The organism is Rossellomorea sp. LJF3 (assembly GCF_037046045.1).
Classification (GTDB): Bacteria; Bacillota; Bacilli; order Bacillales; family Bacillaceae_B; genus Rossellomorea.
Genome location: NZ_JBANLY010000003.1, coordinates 189,299 through 211,255, shown reverse-complemented (window position 1 = coordinate 211,255; position 21,957 = coordinate 189,299). Strand labels below are relative to the sequence as shown.

Annotated in this window: 20 protein-coding genes; 19 read left to right on the top strand and 1 reads right to left on the bottom strand. The window is 44.6% G+C overall.

Annotated features, from left to right (window positions below; genetic code table 11):
* Window positions 1–87: 87 nt before the first annotated feature.
* Window positions 88–1,791, bottom strand: coding sequence for an Rqc2 family fibronectin-binding protein (locus tag V8G47_RS04945; RefSeq protein WP_336199174.1), 1,704 nt, complete (start codon window positions 1,789–1,791; stop codon window positions 88–90).
* 214 nt (window positions 1,792–2,005) lie between these two features.
* On the opposite strand from V8G47_RS04945, the gene V8G47_RS04940 reads away from it, so the two are divergent.
* From V8G47_RS04940 to V8G47_RS04850, 19 genes are all read left to right on the top strand, one after another.
* Window positions 2,006–4,687, top strand: coding sequence for a calcium-translocating P-type ATPase, SERCA-type (locus tag V8G47_RS04940; protein WP_336199106.1), 2,682 nt, complete (start codon window positions 2,006–2,008; stop codon window positions 4,685–4,687).
* 170 nt (window positions 4,688–4,857) lie between these two features.
* Complete coding sequence (locus tag V8G47_RS04935) at window positions 4,858–5,733, top strand: YicC/YloC family endoribonuclease (protein WP_336199173.1); 876 nt, start codon at window positions 4,858–4,860, stop codon at window positions 5,731–5,733.
* A gap of 56 nt (window positions 5,734–5,789) precedes the next feature.
* Window positions 5,790–6,062, top strand: a complete 273-nt coding sequence (gene remA / locus V8G47_RS04930) for an extracellular matrix/biofilm regulator RemA (RefSeq protein WP_034755776.1) — start codon at window positions 5,790–5,792, stop codon at window positions 6,060–6,062.
* The gene (gene gmk, locus V8G47_RS04925) at window positions 6,063–6,677 is read left to right on the top strand and encodes a guanylate kinase (protein ID WP_034755774.1); all 615 of its coding nucleotides are present in this window, start codon (window positions 6,063–6,065) and stop codon (window positions 6,675–6,677) included.
* Window positions 6,678–6,899, top strand: coding sequence for a DNA-directed RNA polymerase subunit omega (gene rpoZ / locus V8G47_RS04920; RefSeq protein WP_034755771.1), 222 nt, complete (start codon window positions 6,678–6,680; stop codon window positions 6,897–6,899). It abuts the gene before it with no gap.
* Between the two features lie 134 nt (window positions 6,900–7,033).
* A complete protein-coding gene (gene coaBC, locus V8G47_RS04915; RefSeq protein ID WP_336199172.1) occupies window positions 7,034–8,263 on the top strand; it encodes a bifunctional phosphopantothenoylcysteine decarboxylase/phosphopantothenate--cysteine ligase CoaBC in 1,230 nt (409 codons plus the stop codon).
* A complete protein-coding gene (gene priA / locus V8G47_RS04910; protein WP_336199105.1) occupies window positions 8,250–10,673 on the top strand; it encodes a primosomal protein N' in 2,424 nt (807 codons plus the stop codon). The genes coaBC and priA overlap by 14 nt, the downstream gene beginning before the upstream one ends.
* Window positions 10,674–10,704: 31 nt before the next feature.
* Window positions 10,705–11,187, top strand: coding sequence for a peptide deformylase (def, locus tag V8G47_RS04905; protein ID WP_336199104.1), 483 nt, complete (start codon window positions 10,705–10,707; stop codon window positions 11,185–11,187).
* The gene (gene fmt, locus V8G47_RS04900; protein WP_336199103.1) at window positions 11,187–12,137 is read left to right on the top strand and encodes a methionyl-tRNA formyltransferase; all 951 of its coding nucleotides are present in this window, start codon (window positions 11,187–11,189) and stop codon (window positions 12,135–12,137) included. The genes def and fmt overlap by 1 nt, the downstream gene beginning before the upstream one ends.
* Complete coding sequence (rsmB, locus tag V8G47_RS04895) at window positions 12,130–13,467, top strand: 16S rRNA (cytosine(967)-C(5))-methyltransferase RsmB (protein ID WP_336199102.1); 1,338 nt, start codon at window positions 12,130–12,132, stop codon at window positions 13,465–13,467. The genes fmt and rsmB overlap by 8 nt, the downstream gene beginning before the upstream one ends.
* A 138-nt stretch (window positions 13,468–13,605) precedes the next feature.
* Window positions 13,606–14,355, top strand: coding sequence for a Stp1/IreP family PP2C-type Ser/Thr phosphatase (locus V8G47_RS04890; RefSeq protein ID WP_336199101.1), 750 nt, complete (start codon window positions 13,606–13,608; stop codon window positions 14,353–14,355).
* Between the two features lie 7 nt (window positions 14,356–14,362).
* Entirely contained in the window at window positions 14,363–16,378 is a 2,016-nt protein-coding gene (gene pknB, locus V8G47_RS04885; protein WP_442970797.1) for a Stk1 family PASTA domain-containing Ser/Thr kinase, read from the top strand.
* 138 nt (window positions 16,379–16,516) lie between these two features.
* Window positions 16,517–17,398, top strand: a complete 882-nt coding sequence (gene rsgA / locus V8G47_RS04880; RefSeq protein WP_336199099.1) for a ribosome small subunit-dependent GTPase A — start codon at window positions 16,517–16,519, stop codon at window positions 17,396–17,398.
* Between the two features lie 2 nt (window positions 17,399–17,400).
* A complete protein-coding gene (gene rpe, locus V8G47_RS04875) occupies window positions 17,401–18,051 on the top strand; it encodes a ribulose-phosphate 3-epimerase (RefSeq protein WP_336199098.1) in 651 nt (216 codons plus the stop codon).
* Window positions 18,052–18,108: 57 nt separating this feature from the next.
* Window positions 18,109–18,756, top strand: a complete 648-nt coding sequence (locus tag V8G47_RS04870; RefSeq protein WP_336199097.1) for a thiamine diphosphokinase — start codon at window positions 18,109–18,111, stop codon at window positions 18,754–18,756.
* Between the two features lie 113 nt (window positions 18,757–18,869).
* Entirely contained in the window at window positions 18,870–18,950 is an 81-nt protein-coding gene (spoVM, locus tag V8G47_RS04865) for a stage V sporulation protein SpoVM (RefSeq protein ID WP_032088878.1), read from the top strand.
* Between the two features lie 510 nt (window positions 18,951–19,460).
* On the top strand, window positions 19,461–19,649 hold the full coding sequence (rpmB, locus tag V8G47_RS04860; protein ID WP_034755741.1) for a 50S ribosomal protein L28: 189 nt from the start codon (window positions 19,461–19,463) through the stop codon (window positions 19,647–19,649).
* A gap of 224 nt (window positions 19,650–19,873) precedes the next feature.
* Window positions 19,874–20,236 carry an Asp23/Gls24 family envelope stress response protein gene (locus V8G47_RS04855; protein ID WP_034755738.1) on the top strand — a complete coding sequence of 121 codons (363 nt, stop codon included), beginning with the start codon at window positions 19,874–19,876 and terminating at the stop codon, window positions 20,234–20,236.
* Window positions 20,237–20,251: 15 nt separating this feature from the next.
* Window positions 20,252–21,916, top strand: a complete 1,665-nt coding sequence (locus V8G47_RS04850) for a DAK2 domain-containing protein (protein ID WP_336199096.1) — start codon at window positions 20,252–20,254, stop codon at window positions 21,914–21,916.
* The last annotated feature ends 41 nt before the right edge of the window (window positions 21,917–21,957 follow it).

Below are 21,957 nucleotides of genomic sequence, written 5' to 3'. Positions count from 1 at the left end.
TTTTGAGTTGCTTTTTGTCATTTTTCTAAATAAAAACACTTTCATCCAGTCAAATCATCACTGAATGAAAGTGCATCTTGACCTATATCAATCTTTTAACGATCGGACCAAATCCAGATCCGGTGTCACGTAAACGGTTTGCTGTCCTTCATAAATGACAAATCCTGGTTTGGCACCTTTTGGTTTCTTGACCTGTTTGACTTCGGTATAATCAACGGGTACGGAGCTTGATTCACGGGCTTTACTGAAGTATGCGGCAATATTGGCCGCTTCCTTGATCGTTTCATCAGTTGGGTTAGGACTCTTGATGACAACGTGAGAACCGGGAATATCCTTCGTATGAAGCCAGACTTCATCTCTTCCTGCAACACGGTTGGTCAAGTAGTCGTTTTGTTTATTGTTTTTACCGACCAGGATCTGTGTCCCGTCAGTTGACGTGTATTGTTCCAGTACGGGCTTTGTATTGGCCTTTTTCTTTTTGGTTTGCTTTCGGACCTTCAGGTAACCCTCTTCTTCGAGTTCCTCCCTGATTTCCTCCACATCTTTCGTTGAAGCCGATTCTAGTTGTTGCAGTAATTGTTCGAGATACACGATTTCTTCCTGTGCTTTTTCAATTTGTTCATGGACGATCTTTATAGCATTCTTGGCTTTTTGATAACGTGAGAAATAATTCTGAGCATTATCGGAAGGCGATTTTTGAGGATTTAATGGAATCGTGATACTTTCCCCGTTTTCGTCATAATAATTGACTACGCTCACCTCCGTCATCCCACGTTCCACGGCATATAGATTCGAAGTAAGGAGTTCACCGAGCAGCTGATAGCGGTCAGCCTGTTGTGCATCGTCAAGCGTTCGCTCAAGTTTCGTTATTTTGTTGACGTTCTTATCCCTTTCATTTCGAATGAACCGCTCCAGGTCATTTCCTTGTTGCTTGACTCGATCGCGTGCAGCCTTCTGATAAAAGAAACGGTCAAGCAGTTCACTCAAGGAAGGAAATGTTTGTTTTTCACCCTGGAGATGTTGAAGGTCCATCCAGTAGAACGTTTCCTTATCTGCTGTGATCAGGGTTGGCGTTAAACAATAGTTCTTTGCATGAGCAATCAAAGATACGAATGACTCGGCAATGGCTGCCCCGCTACCGATTCCGGCACGGTGTACGACTTCCTTCGCGTAAAGCGGTGAGATACCGGCGAAAGATTGGACGATCTGTTTATCAAGCTTACCCGAATTGAAATCAAGGGCACGTAAAACATCTACAGTCTCTGCTTCGAGTGGATCGATTTTATCCTGTTGAGGCGGCAACACGTAGGTATGGCCAGGCAATACAGTACGATGCGTGTTCATGCTTGGTGAAATATGCTTGATGCTGTCAAGAATCATATTTCTTTCTTTATCGACCAGGATGATATTGCTGTGCCGGCCCATTATTTCAATGATCAGTTGTTTATAAGATACATCCCCGATCTCATTTCTGCCCTTCACTTCGAATACAATCATCCGATCTAATCCAATCTGATTGATCCCTTCAATGATCGACCCTTCAAGATGTTTTCTCAGCAGCATACAAAACATCGGTGGGACCGATGGATTGTCATAATTCTCAGCGGTCAATTGAACACGGGAGTAACTTGGGTGAGCGGATAAGAGCACTTTATGGTTCTTTCCATTTGCCCGGATGACCAGGATGATTTCATTTTTATAAGGTTGGTGTATTTTGTTTATGCGTCCGTGTAATAGGTTTTCATTCAATTCTTTCGTCATGTTTCTTGTGAATAATCCATCAAATGACATATATAACATCCTCTGCTTCATGCGATTTCAGTATAGTTTGATTTCTTCCGACTAGGGAGTGGTTGAAAAGTGTATCAAATGTAACCGATTTTATCTCCCCGAAAGGGAAAATGCAAAACATACTTAAATCATATCATTTTTTAGGACGAGTCTGAATAAGAATGCTATGAGAAGGACAACTTTTCGTATCGTAGGAGGAGAGTGACATGGTTGCATGAAATTTCATGAGATGAGACAAGAGGACATAGAGAAGTCATTAAATACCAATTATCAAGAAGGGCTTTCAACAGAAGAGGTAGCAATCAGACGGAAACAATTTGGGTACAATCAATTAGAAGAAGCTGAGAAGCAGTCAGCTTTATTGTTGTTTTTCAGTCAGTTCAAGGACTTTATGGTTCTCGTGTTATTGGCAGCCACCCTCATTTCAGGTTTACTCGGTGAATACATCGATGCCATCGCCATTATTGCCATTGTCTTCATTAACGGCTTTTTAGGCTTTTTCCAGGAACGGAAAGCCGAGAGGTCGCTTCAGGCTTTAAAGGAGCTCTCTGCACCCCAGGTTTCAGTGTTAAGGGACGGTAAGTGGGTAAAAATCGTTTCTAAGGATGTCATCATTGGGGATGTCATCCGCTTTGCAAGTGGAGACCGGATCGGGGCGGATGTACGTCTCATTGAAACAAATAATCTTGAAATAGAAGAATCCGCCCTTACCGGGGAGTCTTTACCCGTCACCAAATCCACAAACCCTGTAAATGGTGAAAATATGAGTCTTGGGGACTTGGAAAACATGGCATTTATGGGGACGATGGTCACGAGGGGAAATGGAATTGGTGTCGTGACTTCGATTGGTATGAAAACGGCGATGGGGCAAATTGCTGATATGATCCAAAACGCGGAAACCATGACGACCCCTCTTCAGAGAAGACTGGAAGAGTTAGGGAAGATCCTCATTACGGTTGCTCTTGTCCTGACCGGATTAGTGGTAGGAATCGGCGTGATACAGGGCCATGATATGTATACGATGTTCTTAGCCGGGGTTTCATTGGCCGTAGCAGCCATACCTGAAGGGTTGCCAGCCATTGTGACGGTTGCCCTTTCCCTAGGTGTTCAAAGAATGATCAAGAAGAAAGCCATCGTCCGAAAGCTGCCTGCAGTGGAAACATTAGGCTGTGCATCGGTGATTTGTTCTGATAAAACCGGAACCTTGACCCAGAACAAAATGACGGTTACACATATGTGGAGTGGAGGAAGGACGTGGACCGTCACCGGCACCGGCTATGAACCAGACGGCCAATTTTATACCGGGGAAAAAAGGGTGACGCCTCACAGTGAGAATGCACTGCAGCAGCTGTTGACTTTCGGGATGCTGTGCAATCATGCCGAGCTTGTGACCCGTGAAAAAACCTTTATCGTCGATGGTGACCCCACTGAAGGGGCTCTTCTTGTAGCAGGGTTAAAGGCCGGGCTTTCCAGGGAATCATTGCAGAAAAAATTCACGATTGTCAAAGAGTTCCCTTTTGATTCCACAAGGAAGATGATGAGTATCATCGTGGTGGATCAGAATGGAAAGCACTTCTCCGTAACGAAAGGCGCTCCTGACGTATTGGTCGGGAAAAGCGAATCGGTCCTGTGGGAGGGAAGACTTCAACCGAAATCACCAGAGATCACCGAAAAAGTAGAAGGTGCCATCAGTGAGATGTCTACCAATGCTTTACGAAACATTGCGATTGCGTATAAACCGATCAAGGATCGTGCTGTTGAAGCGTTGGTGGAAGAGGACGTGGAGGAAGGGGTGACCTTCATCGGTTTACAAGGGATGATCGACCCTCCGAGACCAGAGGTGAAGCAGGCGGTGAAAGAGTGTCGTGCTGCCGGGATCAAGACGGTCATGATCACCGGGGACCATGTTCTGACGGCGAAAGCCATTGCCAAACAGCTGGGCATCTTGAAAAATAAAGACCGCGTCATGGATGGAAAAGAATTAAACCAGATGGAAGTGCCTGAACTGGAAGAAATAGTGGATGAAGTGTCGGTGTTTGCACGTGTATCACCCGAGCATAAGCTGAAAATCGTCAAAGCCCTGCAAAACAGGGGGCATGTCGTAGCGATGACAGGTGATGGGGTCAACGATGCCCCTGCCATTAAATCCTCGGATATTGGAGTCGCCATGGGGATTACTGGCACTGATGTATCAAAGGAATCTTCATCGTTAGTCCTGTTGGATGATAACTTCGCTACGATTAAATCAGCCATTCAGGAAGGGAGGAACATCTATGAAAATATCCGGAAGTTCATTCGATATCTGTTGGCTTCGAACGTCGGTGAAATCCTCGTCATGTTATTTGCCATGATTCTGGCTCTCCCGCTTCCATTGGTGCCGATTCAGATTTTATGGGTGAACCTCGTGACTGATGGTCTCCCTGCCATGGCACTTGGTCTAGATAAGCCGGAAGATGATGTTATGAGAAGAAAACCGAGACATCCAAAGGAAGGTGTGTTTGCAAGGGGGCTAGGGTGGAAAGTGGTCTCCAGGGGATTCTTGATCGGCGGGGCGACGCTGCTTGCGTTCATACTGTCGTATAAGACTCATCCTGATCACCTGGCGTATGCCCAAACCGTTGCGTTCGCTACTCTGGTCATGGCTCAACTGATTCATGTGTTCGACTGCCGAAGTGAAGTTTCGGTGTTTTCAAGAAATCCGTTCGGGAACATGTATCTCGTTTTTGCCGTATTATCTTCACTCATATTAATGCTCTTAGTCATCTATATCCCTTCCCTGCAACCGATCTTCCATACAGTCCCGATCGTATTGAAGGATTGGCTCTTGATCATTGGTTTAAGCTCCGTACCAACCTTTTTGCTGGCAGGGTCATTTTTTGCAAGAAAAAAACAGTGAAATGTGGTATAATCCAAAAGGTAATAGAGAAAATCCTCTATTACCTTTTTTATATAAAGCGATATGTTGTACATAAGTGAGTGCTTCCCCTCTCAATATATCAGCACGGGATGAAAGTGAATTCGGTTATCTTACATACGAATACCGTCAAAGGATTGGATGTGATCGTAATGGTTGTCAGTATGACAGGCTTTGGAAGAAGCAAATCAGACTCTGAACAACATACTGTAACGGTTGAAATGAAATCCGTGAATCACAGATTCAGTGAATGTTACATAAAAATGCCGCGACAATTAATGAAGCTAGAGGATAAAATCAAGAAGCAGGTATCCCAAAATGTAAAAAGAGGGAAAGTTGATATTTTCATTACCATCACTGGGGACGGCCTTGTGCATAAAAATCTTCATATTGACTGGAAGCTCATTCAAGATTATTATCAGTTAGTAAATAAAGTGAAAGAAACCTTTTCCTTAAAAGATGAAGTGCAATTATCCCATCTCTTGAACAGAGAAGAATTCATCATGATTGAAGAAATGGAAGAAGAAAATGAAGAGCTCGAGAATCTGGTATTAAAAGCTGTGGATGAAGCGGCGCTGGACCTTAGAAAGATGCGGGAGAAAGAAGGGGAACTTCTCAAGAAAGATTTTCTCATTCATCTTAGTCGGTTTGAAAAGAATATCATTGAACTGTCCAGTCATGCTCCGGAAGTGGTCAATCAATATAGAGAACGATTAAGAAAGAGGATTGCCGAATACAACGAAGCATCTTTCGACGAAAGCCGTTTGCTTACGGAAGTGGCCATCTTTGCCGATAAGTCTGACATAACGGAAGAATTGACAAGACTTAAAAGTCATATTCAGTACTTTCACTCCACATTAATCGAATGTGGTCCTGTAGGCAGGAAACTGGATTTCATGATCCAGGAAATGAACAGGGAAGTGAATACGATTGGTTCGAAAGCAAATGATTCCCTCATTGCCACCATGGTTGTGGAACTGAAATCAACACTTGAGAAGCTGAGGGAACAAGTGCAAAATGTAGAATAAGAAGTTTAGTTTCCTATCATTCAGGCGAAACTAAACTATTGATTAGGAGGAGCGTTATGTCGATCAAGCTCATCAATATAGGATTTGGAAATATCGTTTCAGCCAACCGGATCATTTCAATCGTAAGTCCGGAATCAGCCCCGATCAAACGCTTGATACAAGATGCTAGGGACCGGGGAACACTCGTTGATGCTACATACGGAAGAAGAACTAGGGCGGTCATCATTACGGATAGCGATCACGTTATTCTTTCAGCTGTTCAACCCGAAACCGTTGCTCATCGTTTGACAGATAAAGAGGATTTAGTAGAAGAAGGGCAGGGTAAATAAATGAAAGAAAAAGGATTGCTGATCGTTCTTTCCGGACCATCAGGTGTAGGGAAGGGAACAGTTCGTAAAGCGATTTTTTCCCAGGAAGATACAAGGTTTGAATATTCCATCTCCATGACCACGCGGAAACCCCGTGAAGGAGAAGTGGATGGTGTAGATTATTTCTTTAAATCAAGAGAGGATTTCGAAGTGCTGATCGAGCAGGGAAAACTGTTGGAGTATGCAGAGTTTGTAGGGAATTATTATGGAACCCCTGTAGATTATGTCCGGGAAACCCTGGATGCAGGAAGAGATGTCTTTCTTGAAATCGAAGTACAAGGTGCACAACAAGTCAGGGATAAATTCCCCGAAGGTTTATTTATCTTCCTGGCACCCCCAAGTCTTTCTGAACTTCAGAACCGCCTCGTTACAAGAGGCACTGAGACAGATGATTTGATCAGGGGCAGAATGAATACCGCAAGAAAAGAAATCGAAATGATGAATTTATACGATTACATTGTTGAAAATGATCAGATTGAACATGCGGTAGATAAGATTAAATCCATCGTTCAGGCAGAACACTGCAAACGGGAACGAGTGCAACAACGATACTTAAATATGCTGGAGGCTGAATAAATGTTAAACCCATCCATTGATTCATTAATGAAGAAGATTGATTCTAAATATTCGTTAGTCAGTATTGCGGCTAAGCGTGCAAGAAACCTGCAAGACACGGGGGATTACCGTTTGAACCGTTATGATTCTCATAAATTCGTAGGTAAAGCCCTTGAAGAAATTCATGCCGGTCAGTTATCTATGAAAGAAAGAGACGCCAAAGCCGTTTATTCTGATGAATAGACTGGCGGATCTTATTGAATAACTCCAGGGGTTGACTCGGAAGATTTCATCATCTTTCGGGACAACCCTATTTTCTTTTTCTATCAATATCCTTCATAATATAAGAAGGATAAAGAGTAATGGGGGAAAGTAGAATGATGCAGGGGAAAAAAATACTATTATGTGTATCTGGCGGAATAGCTGTATACAAAGCGGCAGCCTTGACAAGCAAACTGGTGCAGGGCGGTGCTGAAGTGAAGGTGATCATGACGGAGTCGGCACGTAAATTTGTGGCTCCTCTTACGTTTCAGGCATTATCCCGTCAAGATGTGTATTGGGACACCTTTGATGAAAAAGATTCATCAAAAATTGCTCATATCGACTTGGCGGATTGGGCTGACCTCGTACTGGTGGCACCAGCCACGGCAAACATCATCGGGAAGCTTGCAAACGGGATTGCAGATGACATGATCACAACGACGATTCTTGCAACAACGGCACAGGTGTGGATAGCCCCGGCCATGAATGTACATATGTATGATCATCCAGCGGTAAAACGGAATATTGAAACCCTTTTTGGATTTGGCTATCAATTTGTCGAACCAAGTGAAGGGTATTTAGCTTGTGGGTATATTGGCAAGGGAAGATTGGAAGAACCGGAGAAGGTAGTGGAGCTGGTTGACCGTTTTTTCCAGGACCGTGACAGTGAAAGAAAGCTCCTTGAGGGGAGAAAAGTAATGATCACGGCCGGTCCGACAAGGGAGATGGTGGATCCTGTGCGATTCTTCTCCAATCGTTCAACCGGAAAGATGGGATACGCCCTTGCTGAAGCGGCCGTTTCCCTTGGAGCTGATGTCGTATTGATCTCCGGACCTTCGGTGTTACCGATTCCAGCAGGTGTTGAATTTGTCTCCGTGACCACTGCTGAAGAAATGTATCATAGGGTGCATGAAGTATTTCCATCTGCAGATATCGTCGTAAAGAGTGCAGCAGTCGCCGATTACCGCCCTAAAGAAATATATGAAGATAAGTTAAAGAAAAAAGATGGAAATCTAGTGATTGAATTTGAGCGTACAAAGGATATCTTATTGAGCCTTGGTGAGAGGAAAACACACCAATACCTTATCGGGTTTGCCGCGGAGACGACAAACGTCGAAGCATATGCGAAAGCGAAGCTTGTGAAAAAGAGGGCAGATATGATCGTCGCAAATAATGTGAAAGAAACGGGATCAGGGTTCGGAACAGATACAAATAAAGTATCGATTGTCACGAGTGGGGAAGACGCTCGCGAGCTGCCTTTATTATCAAAGTTAGAGGTAGCCAAAGAAATCTATAAAGAAGCCGTCCGGCACATGAAGAAGGGTTCCTCACATGAACGTAGCTAGCGTCATTGTCGACGTTCCTGCCATGCAGACGGATCGAACGTATGATTACAGTATCCCGGATGAATGGAAAGGCAGCATCGTTCCCGGTATGAGGGTCGTCGTGCCTTTTGGTCCGAGGAAAATCCAGGGATTTGTCATTGCATTAAAGGAAAAAGGGGAAGTCTCGAAACTCAAATCGATCGTCGAACCGATGGATCTCGTACCCGTCCTGAATAAAGAATTACTCGCACTCGGGAGCTGGTTGACCGAGAAGACCCTATGCTTTAAAATCTCAGCCTTTCAAGCGATGCTTCCAGCAGCCATGAAAGCGAAGTATGAAAAATTCCTTCGACTTGAAGAAAACAGGAATCCGGGTGAACTCCATCTCTCCCTCCAACGCTTTTTCCAGGACGGAAGAGAGGTCTCCTGGAATGCAATCGAAGAAAGCGGCCTTCTCCCCCTCATACATAAAGAGGTGAAAAAAGGGTCTGTCGAAGTCATCTACAGGGTGAAAGCCAAAGGGAATAAAAAAACCGTACGGAAGCTTTATCTGAACGTACCGATCGATCAAGTGGATGAAGTGAAAGATGGTTTGCCGCCACAGGCCAGTAAACAAAAACAAATCATCGAATATATGATGGATGCGGCACCAGGTGGTGATGGGATACTCGCATCCACCCTGACGGAAGTGATGGCCACGACTTCAAGTACCGTAAAATCTTTAGTCCATAAAGGGATCCTTGTTGAGAAAAACGTGGAAATGTACCGTGATCCGTTTGAAAACAGAACATTCGAGAAGACATTTCCCCTCTCATTGACTTCCCAGCAGGAAGAGGCGATCGGGCCCATTTTAAGTACCATTGATCAAGAGAAGCATCATACATTTCTTCTTTACGGTGTTACAGGAAGCGGGAAAACAGAGATTTATCTGCAATCCATCCAACGGGTACTCGAGGAGGAGAAAGAAGCGATCGTGCTTGTTCCAGAGATTTCCCTTACCCCTCAGATGGTACACCGCTTTAAAGGAAGGTTTGGTGACGATGTCGCCGTCCTTCACAGCGGATTATCAGTCGGGGAAAAGTATGATGAATGGAGAAAGATCCAACGCAAGGAAGTGAAAGTGGTGGTCGGAGCCCGCTCTGCCGTTTTTGCCCCTTTTGAAAATATCGGGATCATCATCATCGATGAAGAGCATGAAACCAGCTACAAGCAAGAGGAAAATCCACGTTATCACGCACGGGACGTCGCGATCTATCGAGGGGAATTCCATCAATGCCCGGTGATCTTAGGCAGTGCGACCCCTTCACTGGAATCCTTCGCCCGGTCTTCAAAAGGGGTATACGGATTATTGACGCTTGATAAACGGATGAATGACGGCCCGCTTCCATCCGTAGATATTGTGGATATGAGAGAGGAACTCAGGAAGGGAAACCGTTCCATGTTTTCCACCAACCTGTTCGAAAAGCTCCAGGGGAGGCTTGAACGGGGAGAGCAAACTGTCCTTTTCCTTAATCGCAGGGGGCACTCATCGTTCATCATGTGCAGGGATTGCGGCTTTGTCCTGCAATGTCCCAATTGCGACATCTCCTTGACCTATCATCAATTTTCCAATGGGATGAAATGCCATTATTGCGGTTATGAAGAAGGGGTCCCATCCACATGTCCTGAATGTACAAGTGAGCATATCCGTTATTTCGGGACGGGTACACAGAAGGTAGAGGAGGAATTGACGAAGCACCTCCCAGATGCAAGGATCATTCGTATGGATGTGGATACCACAACCCGGAAAGGTTCACATGAAAAGCTGTTAACGGCTTTCGGGGAAGGTAAGGCAGATATACTCCTCGGTACTCAAATGATCGCAAAGGGCCTGGACTTTCCGAATATCACCCTGGTAGGTGTACTCAGTGCGGATACGATGCTCCATCTGCCGGATTTCAGGGCAGCGGAAAAGACGTTCCAATTATTGACTCAAGTAAGTGGAAGGGCTGGCAGGCACACGCTCCCCGGGGAAGTAGTCATACAAACATATACACCGGAGCACTACTCGATCGAATTAGCATCCAATCATGATTATAATCGTTTCTATCAGCAGGAAATGATGATGAGAAAAATGGGTTCCTATCCTCCTTTTTATTACATTACGCTGATCACATTAAGTCATGAAGATCTAATGAAGGTCGTTGATATTTCAGAGAAAATGACGGTTTTCGTCCGTTCAAAGCTATCCGATACAACGATTATCCTCGGGCCGGTTGCATCTCCCATTCCCAGGATCAAAAATAGATACCGCTATCAATGTTTGATAAAATACAAGCGTGAACCAAATCTTGCCAGTACGTTAAAAACAGTACTGGATCAATTTCAGCAGCAATATGCATCACAAGGGTTAACCATCTCCATAGATGTGAACCCTTATATGATGATGTAACACTATTCAAATAGAAAAATGGAGGACAGTTATGGCAATACTTCCAATCGTCATGCATCCCGATGCCATTCTCGAAAAAGAATGTGAGAAGGTAACGGATTTTGATAAAAAGTTAAAGAAATTACTTGCTAATATGTACGACACCATGATTGAAGCAGATGGCGTGGGACTTGCAGCACCACAAGTGGGAATCGACCTGCAGGTAGCGGTCGTCGATGTTGGTGATGATTCAGGAACAATCGAATTGATCAATCCTGAAATCGTACAAGCGAAAGGGTCTCAAACCGATCTTGAAGGATGTCTCAGCTTCCCCGGCCTTTACGGAGAAGTGACCCGTCCTTACTCAATCAAAGTGCGTACGCAAGACCGGAAAGGAAGAACGGTTGAATTTCAAGCCGAGGACTTTTTGGCCAGGGCAATACAGCATGAAATCGATCATCTCCACGGCATTTTATTTACAACAAAAGTAGAAAAATATATCACAGAAGAAGAATTAGAAGGGTATGAAGCTTAATGACGAAAGTGATCTTTATGGGAACACCCGATTTCTCGGTTCCTGTTCTCCAATCTCTCATAGATGAAAAATATGATGTGATCGCGGTTGTGACACAACCGGATCGACCCGTCGGAAGGAAAAGGATACTCACGCCTCCACCTGTCAAAGTGGCCGCTGAAAAGCACGGCATCCCGGTCTACCAGCCGGAGAAGATAAAGAATGAAGAAGAGTTAACCCAAGTGCTGGATTTAAAACCGGATCTTATCGTGACGGCTGCTTTCGGACAAATCCTTCCGAACGCTTTGCTTGAGGCACCTAAATATGGATGCATCAATGTTCATGCCTCACTGCTTCCTGAACTTCGGGGAGGCGCGCCAATCCATTATTCCATTCTACAGGGAAAAGAGAAAACGGGCATCACCATCATGTATATGGTGGAAAAGCTGGATGCGGGGGACATCATAAGCCAAGTGGAAGTGGAAATCGAAGAACGTGATCATGTGGGTACGCTTCACGACAAACTGAGCGTGGCAGGTGCTAAATTACTGATCGACACCATCCCTCCATTACTGAGAGGGGAAATCTCCCCCGTTAAACAGGATGATTCAAAAGCGACCTTTGCCCGGAATATCAAGCGTGAACAAGAGAAGATAGACTGGACGAAAGACGGGGAAGAAATCTACAATCATATCAGGGGACTGCATCCGTGGCCGGTTGCGTATACCACTTTAGACGGCTCTGTCATGAAAGTATGGTGGGGAGAAAAAGTGGACGTGGCCCTGTCATCACCCGGAAAAATCATCGGGGTTGAAGAGGATGGGTTCGTTGTGTCGACCGGCAATTCAACCGGGATCAAAATCACCGATTTACAACCTTCCGGCAAAAAAAGGATGAGTGCAAAGGACTACCTTAGGGGAGCGGGCGCACATATAAAAGCTGGCCTGATGTTAGGAGAAGAATATGAGTAAACGAAATAAAACCGTACGGGAAGCTGCCCTCGATGTCATCGAGGCAGTGGAAAAGAATCAATCATACAGTAATTTACTGCTTCATTCAGTGATCGAAAAAAACGAACTGCCGAGTAAGGATATCGGTTTATTGACGGAATTGACATACGGGACCATTCAACGCAAAATGACGCTGGATTTCTATTTAGCCCCATTCATCAAAGGTAAGCTGGACGATTGGGTTCGTCAATTGTTACGATTATCCCTTTATCAGCTGGTCTACTTAGATAGGATTCCGGATCGCGCCGTATTCTATGAAGCAGTCGAAATCGCCAAAAAAAGGGGACATAAGGGGATCACAGGATTAGTCAATGGGGTATTGAGGTCTGTACAGAGAAAAGGCCTACCGACTCTTGACTCCATCAAAGATCCTGTCGAAAGGGTCGCTATCGAAACGAGTCATCCATACTGGCTTGTCAAGAGATGGTCCGAACAATTTGGTTTAGAGAAGACGAAAGAAATGTGCGAAACCAACTTGATCGCTCCACACCAAACGGCCCGTGTGAATACTACCAGGATCAGCCGTGAAGAGCTCTTGAAGCAATTGGCGGAAAGCGGAAATGAAGTGCAGGAAAGTACGATCGTACCGGAAGCGGTCCAATCTCTTCGGGGGAACCTTGCGAAAACAGATGCATACCGAAATGGGTTATGTACGATACAGGATGAGAGCTCGATGCTTGTTTCTTATGCTTTAAAGCTTGAAAAAGGGATGAAAGTGCTGGATGCGTGTGCAGCACCTGGAGGGAAAACGACGCATATTGCAGAGAAACTCTCCGGAACCGGCGAAGTCCACGCCTTGGATCTCCATAAGCATAAAGTCAAATTAATCGACGAAAATGCTTCCCGACTCGGTCTTTCCAATGTACACACCGCTGCCCTTGATAGCAGGAAAGCAGGAGAGAAGTTTGAAAAGGGAAGCTTCGATCGGATATTGGTCGATGCACCATGTTCCGGTTTAGGCGTTCTCAGAAGAAAACCGGATATTAAATATGCAAAGAAAGAGGCAGATCTCTTATCCCTTCAAAAGATTCAGCTCGATATCCTCTCAGCGGTTGCACCCTTGCTGAAAAAAGGTGGACTACTGGTATACAGCACATGCACGGTGGATCGCAACGAAAATGAAGGAACCGTTTCAGCCTTTCTGAGTGATCACCCTGACTTTGAGTTTCATGCACTCGATCAACTCCCGGAAACAGTGAGACCGTTCATTGACGGGACCCAAATGCAAATTTTCCCACAGGATTTCGGAGGGGACGGCTTCTATATTTCGTGCTTCCTGAAAAAGGATTGAGTCGATATTCATCAAATGTTGAAAGTAAAGCAGGAAAATCCGCTGTGAAAGTCGTAAAAGTACAACAGACCTTTTAGTATGTTATGTGCAGAAGGAACTACTTGAAATAGGTGCAGAAGAAGAGAAGAGGTGACCTAAGTGAAGACGGTTTATTTTACGGACAAAGGGAAAGTGCGGCAGCTGAATGAAGATAGTGCCGGTGTATTCGTGAATCATCATGGAGATCATTTAGCTGTTGTAGCAGATGGGATGGGCGGCCACAGAGCAGGGGACGTTGCCAGTGAGCTTACCATTTCCATCTTAAAGGACTTATGGGAGAAAACCGAGAAATTTCACACCGCTGATGAAGCAGAAAATTGGTTAAAATCAACTATTAACGAAGTAAACAAAGAAGTATATACTTATTCTCAATCCAATTCCGAATGCGAAGGGATGGGTACGACTCTCGTCGGAGCCATCTGTACTTCTTTGTTTGCAACGATTGTCAATATCGGTGACAGCAGAGGGTACATCCTGAATGAAAACGGATTTCATCAATTGACCGAAGATCATACGCTTGTGAATGAATTGGTGAGAAGCGGTGAAATTTCAAAGGAAGATGCAGAGCATCATCCAAGAAAAAATGTCATATTAAGAGCGATCGGTACGGAAGCTTCAATTACGATGGATATTAAAACGATCATGTTCGAAGAGGAAGATATCATTCTTCTCTGTTCAGACGGTCTTTCAAATAAAGTCTCTGAAAAAGAAATGAAAGAGGTATTGGCCCGGGACCACTCCCTGGAAAATAAAGGGGAGTCGCTCGTTCATTTAGCCAATGAATATGGCGGTGAAGATAATATTACCGTAGTAATTGTCGAGTTTGCCGCTGAAACGGAAAGCGGGTGATAACATGATGGAAGGTAAGCGCATCAGTGGGCGTTACAGAATTATTAAACTCATTGGTGGAGGGGGAATGGCCAACGTTTATTTAGCTCACGATGTGATTCTTGATCGTGAAGTGGCCATTAAAATGCTCCGGATCGACTTTGCCAATGAAGAGGAATTCATTAAACGATTCCAACGGGAAGCCCAATCTGCTACTAGTCTTGCCCACCCTAATATTGTGAGCATTTATGATGTAGGAGAAGAGGATGATCTCTATTATATCGTCATGGAATATGTTCATGGCATGACGCTAAAGCAATACATACAGCAACACTCGCCTGTCAATGTCGACAAGGCAATCGATATCATGAAGCAACTGACAATCGCCATGTCTCATGCTCATCAGAATCATATCGTGCACCGTGATATCAAGCCTCATAACATCCTTCTGGATGAAGAAGGAAATGTGAAGATAACCGATTTCGGGATCGCGATGGCCCTTAGTGCCACGTCGATCACCCAGACCAATTCGGTTCTCGGATCGGTGCACTACCTTTCTCCTGAGCAGGCGAGAGGCGGGATGGCCACAAAGAAATCGGACATCTATTCTCTCGGGATCGTCATGTTCGAATTGTTGACGGGCAGATTACCTTTCTCAGGAGAGTCGGCTGTCTCGATTGCCTTAAAGCATTTGCAATCGGAAACACCTTCATTGAAAAGGTGGAACCCGGACATTCCACAAAGTGTGGAAAATATCGTACTAAAAGCAACGGCAAAGGATCCTTTCAGACGCTACGAGAGCCTTGAAGAAATGGATGAAGACTTGTCGACGGCCCTTGATGCTGATCGCATGAACGAACCTAAATTCGCCGTTCCTCTAGATGATGAGGCGACAAAAGCGATCCCTGTCATCACGGATCAAAAGGCATACTCGAATTTAGATGATACGATCGTCCATCACCAGACAAATACAGATGAAGTGCAAACCAAGCCGACCCCACCAGTGAAAGAGGGGAAGAAGGGTAAAAAAGATAAAACAAAACCGCCGAAGGGACAAAGTAAGAAGAAGTGGCCCATGGTGATCATTGGTTTATTCTTTTTATTGATCCTGTTGGGCGTCGCGGCTGTCACGATGGTGCCTGGTTTATTGGGGCCGAAAGAGATAGAAGTGCCGAACGTTTCTGAAATGGATCAAACCGAAGCGATATCCTCAATCATTTCAGCTGGGTTTGTGGTTGGTGAAACAAAAAAGGTATCCGATGAAGAAATTCCCGAAGGATATGTGATCAAGACCAATCCAAAAGCAGGCCGGATGGCGAATGAAGGATCTGCTGTCGATATCTATGTCAGTACAGGTAAAGAAAAAGTGGAAGTCGATGATTATGTCGGCAAGGACTTTGAAGAAGTGTCTGCGGATTTAGAGGATAAGGGATTCACGGTAGAGAAAGAAGAAGAGTTTAATGAGGAAGAGGCCCAGGGGACGATCACGGATCAGGACCCATCACCAGGGGAAGAAGTCGTGGCTGAGGAGACGACGATAACCTTTACGGTCAGTAAGGGGCGGGAATCCTTTGATCTTGACAGCTTGGAAGGGTTCGATCAAACTGCACTCGATAAATATGAAGCATCAAAAGGAATAAATATCATTGTACAAAGTGAAGAATTCTCATCAGAAGTAGAAGAGGGCAAGGTGATTTCCCATAAGCCGGTGGCAAGTACTCCCATTACAAAAGGGGAAACGGTTTATGTGATAATGTCCAAGGGTCCTGAACCTCCGAAGGAAGTACCGACTAAGGAGGTTACTGAAGACATAACCATCCCATATAAAGGACAAGAAGGGAAGCCGCAATCCGTGGAGATATTCATTGACGATAAGGACAGTGACCTTGACGACAGTGATGCTGACCAAGTCCAGGGAATTTATGAAGATACGACCATTACAATGACCTTCACTTTAGAAGAAGGAACCAAAGGGGAATATCTTGTTTTAGTCGACGGTGAAGAGTATAAAAGAGGTACTGTCGAGTACCCTAAAGAAGAATAGCATTCACGTGCCAAGGGGCTGTACCCGGGTTTTTATAGAACCTACGGGACAGTCCTCTTGTTTTCATTTATAATGGGAATGATACATAATGAAGATAACGGAAATATTTAGATAAACGTATGGAATAGGAGGTTTCGAATGCCTGAAGGAAAAATCGTAAAAGCATTGAGTGGATTTTACTATGTGCTCTCAGAAGGCAGTGTGACGCAATGCAGGGGCAGGGGCAATTTCCGTAAAAATAAAATCACGCCCCTTGTTGGTGATTATGTTGAATTTCAAGCAGAGAACAAAACGGATGGGTACATTCTGAAGGTATTGGATCGGAAGAATGAATTGGTACGCCCCCCCATCGCAAATGTCGATCAGGCGATTCTGGTCTTTTCAGCCAGTGAACCTGATTTCAGTCCTGCGCTCCTGGATCGTTTTCTTGTGTTGGTGGAGAGCAAAGGAATCGAACCGCTGATCTGCGTGACCAAAATGGACTTAGTGACGTCGGAAGAAGCAGAAAAAATTGAACAATATGTGAGCGAGTACCGTTCTTTTGGATATGAAGTTTTGATGACGTCTTCCAAAACAGAACATGGCCTAGAGGAGCTGACTCCGTATTTAAAAGATAAAATTTCGGTGTTTGCGGGGCAGTCGGGAGTGGGGAAATCGTCCCTTTTGAATGCATTGAATCCCGAACTGGAGCTGAAGACGGCCATGATTTCTTCCCACTTGGGCCGAGGGAAACATACGACCCGCCATGTGGAACTAATCGATATTAAGGATGGGCTGGTCGCAGATACCCCGGGATTCAGTTCACTGGAGTTTTCAGAGCTTGAAATAGAAGAGCTTCCGCGATGTTTCCCTGAAATGGTCGAAGTGGCCGAAGAGTGTAAATTCAGGGGCTGTCTTCATATCAATGAACCGAAATGTGCCGTGAAATCCGCCGTTGAAGCGGGAAGGATCCCTGATTACCGCTACGATCACTATTTGACTTTCCATAAAGAAATAAAAGAAAGAAAGCCGAGGTATTAAATATGAAAATCGCACCATCCATTCTTTCTGCCAATTTTGCAGAGCTGGGCAATGAAATTAAAGATGTTGAAAAAGGGGGAGCGGACTATATCCATGTAGACGTCATGGATGGCCACTTCGTACCGAATATTACGCTTGGGCCAATGATCGTAAAAGCGATCCGTCCACTAACAGCGTTACCTTTGGACGTACATCTCATGATTGAAAACCCAAGTCAATACATCGAAGCTTTTGCCGATGCGGGAGCGGACTATATTACCGTCCATGTAGAAGCAGACCCCCATCTGCATAGAACGATCCAAATGATCAAAAGCAAAGGAGTCAAAGCGGGTGTCGTCCTGAATCCAGGTACTCCTGCAGAATCGATCAGACCTGTCTTGCAAGATGTCGATATGGTCCTATTGATGACCGTGAACCCGGGATTCGGCGGGCAATCATTCATCCCGTCGGTCGTACCGAAAATTAAGCAGATCCGTGAATGGGCAAATGAAGCCAATCCTTCACTCGAAATCGAAGTGGATGGTGGCATCAACCCTGAAACGGCTGCCGTTTGTGCCGAAGCGGGTGCAGACGTATTTGTAGCTGGATCTGCCATCTACAATAAGAGTGACCGAGGGGCAGCAATCGAAGAGTTGAAGAAATCTCTCGTATAAGAGACGAAGGCTGATCCTTAAGGGTCAGCCTATTTTTATAAAATGGGAGTGGAGGAAATGGAAATCAATATCGTTGCCGGCGGACCGGGTCGATACATACCGGAATTAAACAAATATTGCAGTGATGAAGTCAACTGGGTTGGCGTAGACCGTGGCGTATATACCTTATTGGAGCAAAAGATCGAACCCTATATTGCATTCGGGGATTTTGATTCAGTCAACAAGGAAGAGTGGGAACTGATCCAGGGAAAAGTGCGGGAAGTCAATCGCTATCAGCCTGAAAAGGACGAGACGGACCTGGAGCTTGCCTTGAACTGGGCGATCGATCAGAAACCCGATAAAATTTCCATCTTCGGGGCCACCGGGGGACGGCTTGATCACTTCATGGGTAACCTGCAATTATTAATGACTCCGAAACTTTTAGAAGCCCGCATCAAAGTGGAAATGATCGACGTGCAAAATCGATTATCCCTTGCTGAACCCGGGGAGCATAACGTTGAAAAAAGCCCGGAATTACAGTATATTTCCTTTGTTCCCGTCACCGAAAATGTCGAAGGGATCACCCTCACCGGCTTTAAATATCCATTAAAAAATCGGAATATTTCAAGAGGCTCCACACTATGTATTAGTAATGAACTTATACAATCATCTGGTACTTTTTCCTTTTCAAATGGCATATTAATGGTGATAAGAAGCAGTGATTAAAGCTTCTCATGACCAGGCAGAAAAGAAGACGTACTTAACTGAAACTGCTTGAATAAACTAAACCGTTGTCAAGCGAAACATTACGTTCTTTAGATTGTGGGGAGGGACTAAAAATGCGCTTTTATACAATTAAATTACCGAAATTCTTGGGTGGACTTGTGAGGGCGATGTTAGGAACGTTTAAAAAAGAATAAATGGTTTGTTGGGGATGGCTTTGGTGCCATCTTCTTTTTTTATGGATGATCTAGAGATGAAGGAGGGGACTATTGTCTTTTTTGAGGCGAGCCCCTTCCGCTTTTCTGCGATGTCCAGCTCCGGCGGCTAGGCCCTCGAGGTCACAACTGAAAAATCCCATAAGGCAAAAAGCGCCTTTTGGGATTTCCCAGTTGTGCTTGTCGGGCCTGACCAAGCCGCCTCCGCTTTTCTGGGATGTCCAGCTCCAGGGGCTTGAGGCTCGAGGTCATAAGGCAAGTCACCCAAAAAGGCAAAGAGCGCCTTTCCGGGTGACTTGCCTTATGCTTGTCGCCTCAGAGCGAGCCCCTTCCGCTTTTCGGTGTGTAAAGTATTTTTTCTTGAAAGGTTTTAATTGTAGTATTGCATTATAGAAAGTTGTGTGATAAATTATTAAAGTATCTTTATGATAATAAGCGAAATGTGGAACTGAAATTAACTTCAGCTTCTTGTTAGTGAGGAGGGAATATATTATGGCAAAACAATGCGTAGTAACAGGCCGTAAAGCCAGCTCAGGTAACGCTCGCTCTCACGCAATGAATGCGAACAAGCGTACTTGGGGTGCAAACCTGCAAAAAGTTCGAATTCTTGTGGACGGAAAGCCTAAGAAAGTATGGGTTTCTGCAAGAGCATTGAAATCTGGTAAAGTAGAACGCGTATAATACTTAAAATGGGAAGGCGCCTAATGCAGGCGCCTTTTTTCATTAAAAACCATTTCCTGCACAGACCACTTGTGTAAGCTGATGATTAATCTTTGAATAATAAGGAAAAAATAGAGGGTAAACCCAACAAATGACGCTTGTGATAATAGTTTAGCTTTCAAAAACAGGATACTTATAGTAAAATGTTTTTAGCCAAGCATGTAATTAAAGGGGGAAAACATTCCATGTCCATCGAATTGAAAACGCAGTACGGACAAATTGATATTACGAATGATGTCATTGCAATGATTGCTGGAGGTGCAGCGGTGGATTGCTACGGAATTGTTGGAATGGCTTCAAAGAACCAAATTAAAGACGGTTTCACAGATATCTTACGTAAAGAAAATTTCACTCGCGGAGTGATCGTTCGTCAAGATGAAGAGGAAGTACATATTGATATGTATATTATTGTGAGTTATGGTACAAAAATTTCTGAGATTGCCCATAATGTACAATCCAAGGTTAAATATACTCTTGATAAGACCGTCGGCTTGGCGGTAGATTCAGTAAATATTTTTGTGCAGGGGGTTCGTGTCACGAACCCGTAGTGAGGAGGAAGATTCGTGTCGATTACATCTTTGGAAGGAAAACGTTTTGCCCAGATGGTGATACAAGGTGCCACCAAATTATCTGCCAATGCGCAGCTGGTTGACTCGCTGAACGTTTTTCCTGTTCCTGATGGTGATACTGGAACAAATATGAATTTATCAATGACTTCCGGTGCAAAGGAAGTTCAAAACCATATTCAAGATCATATTGGAAATGTGGCTACTGCCCTTTCAAAAGGATTATTGATGGGAGCAAGAGGTAACTCAGGTGTTATCTTATCCCAATTGTTCAGAGGCTTTGGTAAGGCGATTGAAGGGAAAGAATCCTTATCAAGTGCAGAGTTTGCCAATGCACTTCAAACAGGGGTCGAAACGGCTTATAAAGCGGTTATGAAACCTGTGGAAGGAACGATTCTAACGGTTGCGAAGGATGCTGCGAAAAAAGGTGTTTCTGTAGCTGAGACTGAAAGTGATTTCGTGAAGCTTATGCAGGCAATTGTCGACGAGGCGCAGGCTTCTTTGAATCGTACACCTGATTTACTTCCTGTATTGAAGGAAGTGGGAGTAGTCGATAGTGGAGGACAGGGACTTCTGTTCGTTTATGAAGGGTTCCTTGCAGAGCTTAAAGGGGAAAAGGTTTCGGACCAGGTGTCACTGCCATCCATGAATGACCTTGTGAGTGCTGAGCATCATAAGACGGCTCAGGATTTCATGAGTACAGAAGATATTGAATTTGGATATTGTACAGAATTCATGGTCCGATTCGAAAGTGATAAGCAGTCATTTGTAGAAGAAGACTTTCGCCAGGATTTAAGCAAGTACGGTGATTCCCTGCTTGTCATCAGTGACGATGAATTAGCCAAAGTACATATCCACTCCGAGCAGCCGGGGGATGTATTGACGTATGGACATCAATACGGAAGTCTCATCAATATTAAAATTGAAAATATGAGACAGCAGCACAGCAGCATTGTAGGAGAATCCAAGCCTGCTGTAGCAGAAGCTCAGACTCCGGCCAAGGAAGTCGACTTTGCCATTGTGACTGTATCAATGGGTGAAGGGATTGCCGAATTATTTAAGAGCATCGGAGCAACTTCTGTGATCGAAGGCGGTCAGACGATGAATCCGAGTACGGAGGATATCGTGAAAGCTGTAGAAGAAGTGAATGCGAAGAAAGTCATCATCATGCCGAATAACAAGAACATCATCATGGCTGCCGAACAAGCGGCTGAAGTTCTTGAAATGGAGGTAGCCGTTGTCCCGACGAAGACCGTACCCCAGGGAATGGCTGCGTTACTTGCCTTTAATCCATCAGCTTCTGTAGAAGACAACAAACAGTTGATGACCGAGGCTTCGAAGCAGGTGAAAACGGGTCAAGTCACATTTGCTGTGAGAGATACGTCCATCGATGGCGTTTCGATTTCAAAAGATGACTTTATGGGAATTGAAGAAGGCAAGATTGTCGTTTCGGATTCCGACCGTCAAAAATCTGCTCAAACCCTATTGGAGACAATGCTTGATGCTGACTCTGAGATCTTGACCATTCTATACGGTGAAGATGTGACCGAAGAGGATGTTGAGTCACTCAGAGAGTATGTGGAACAACACTATGAAGACGTAGAAGTGGAAGTTCATAATGGTAAACAACCACTTTACTCCTATATATTCTCAGTTGAATAAGGATTAAAGGAAGGGGGCAGCTCTAAAAGGAGTTTGTCCCC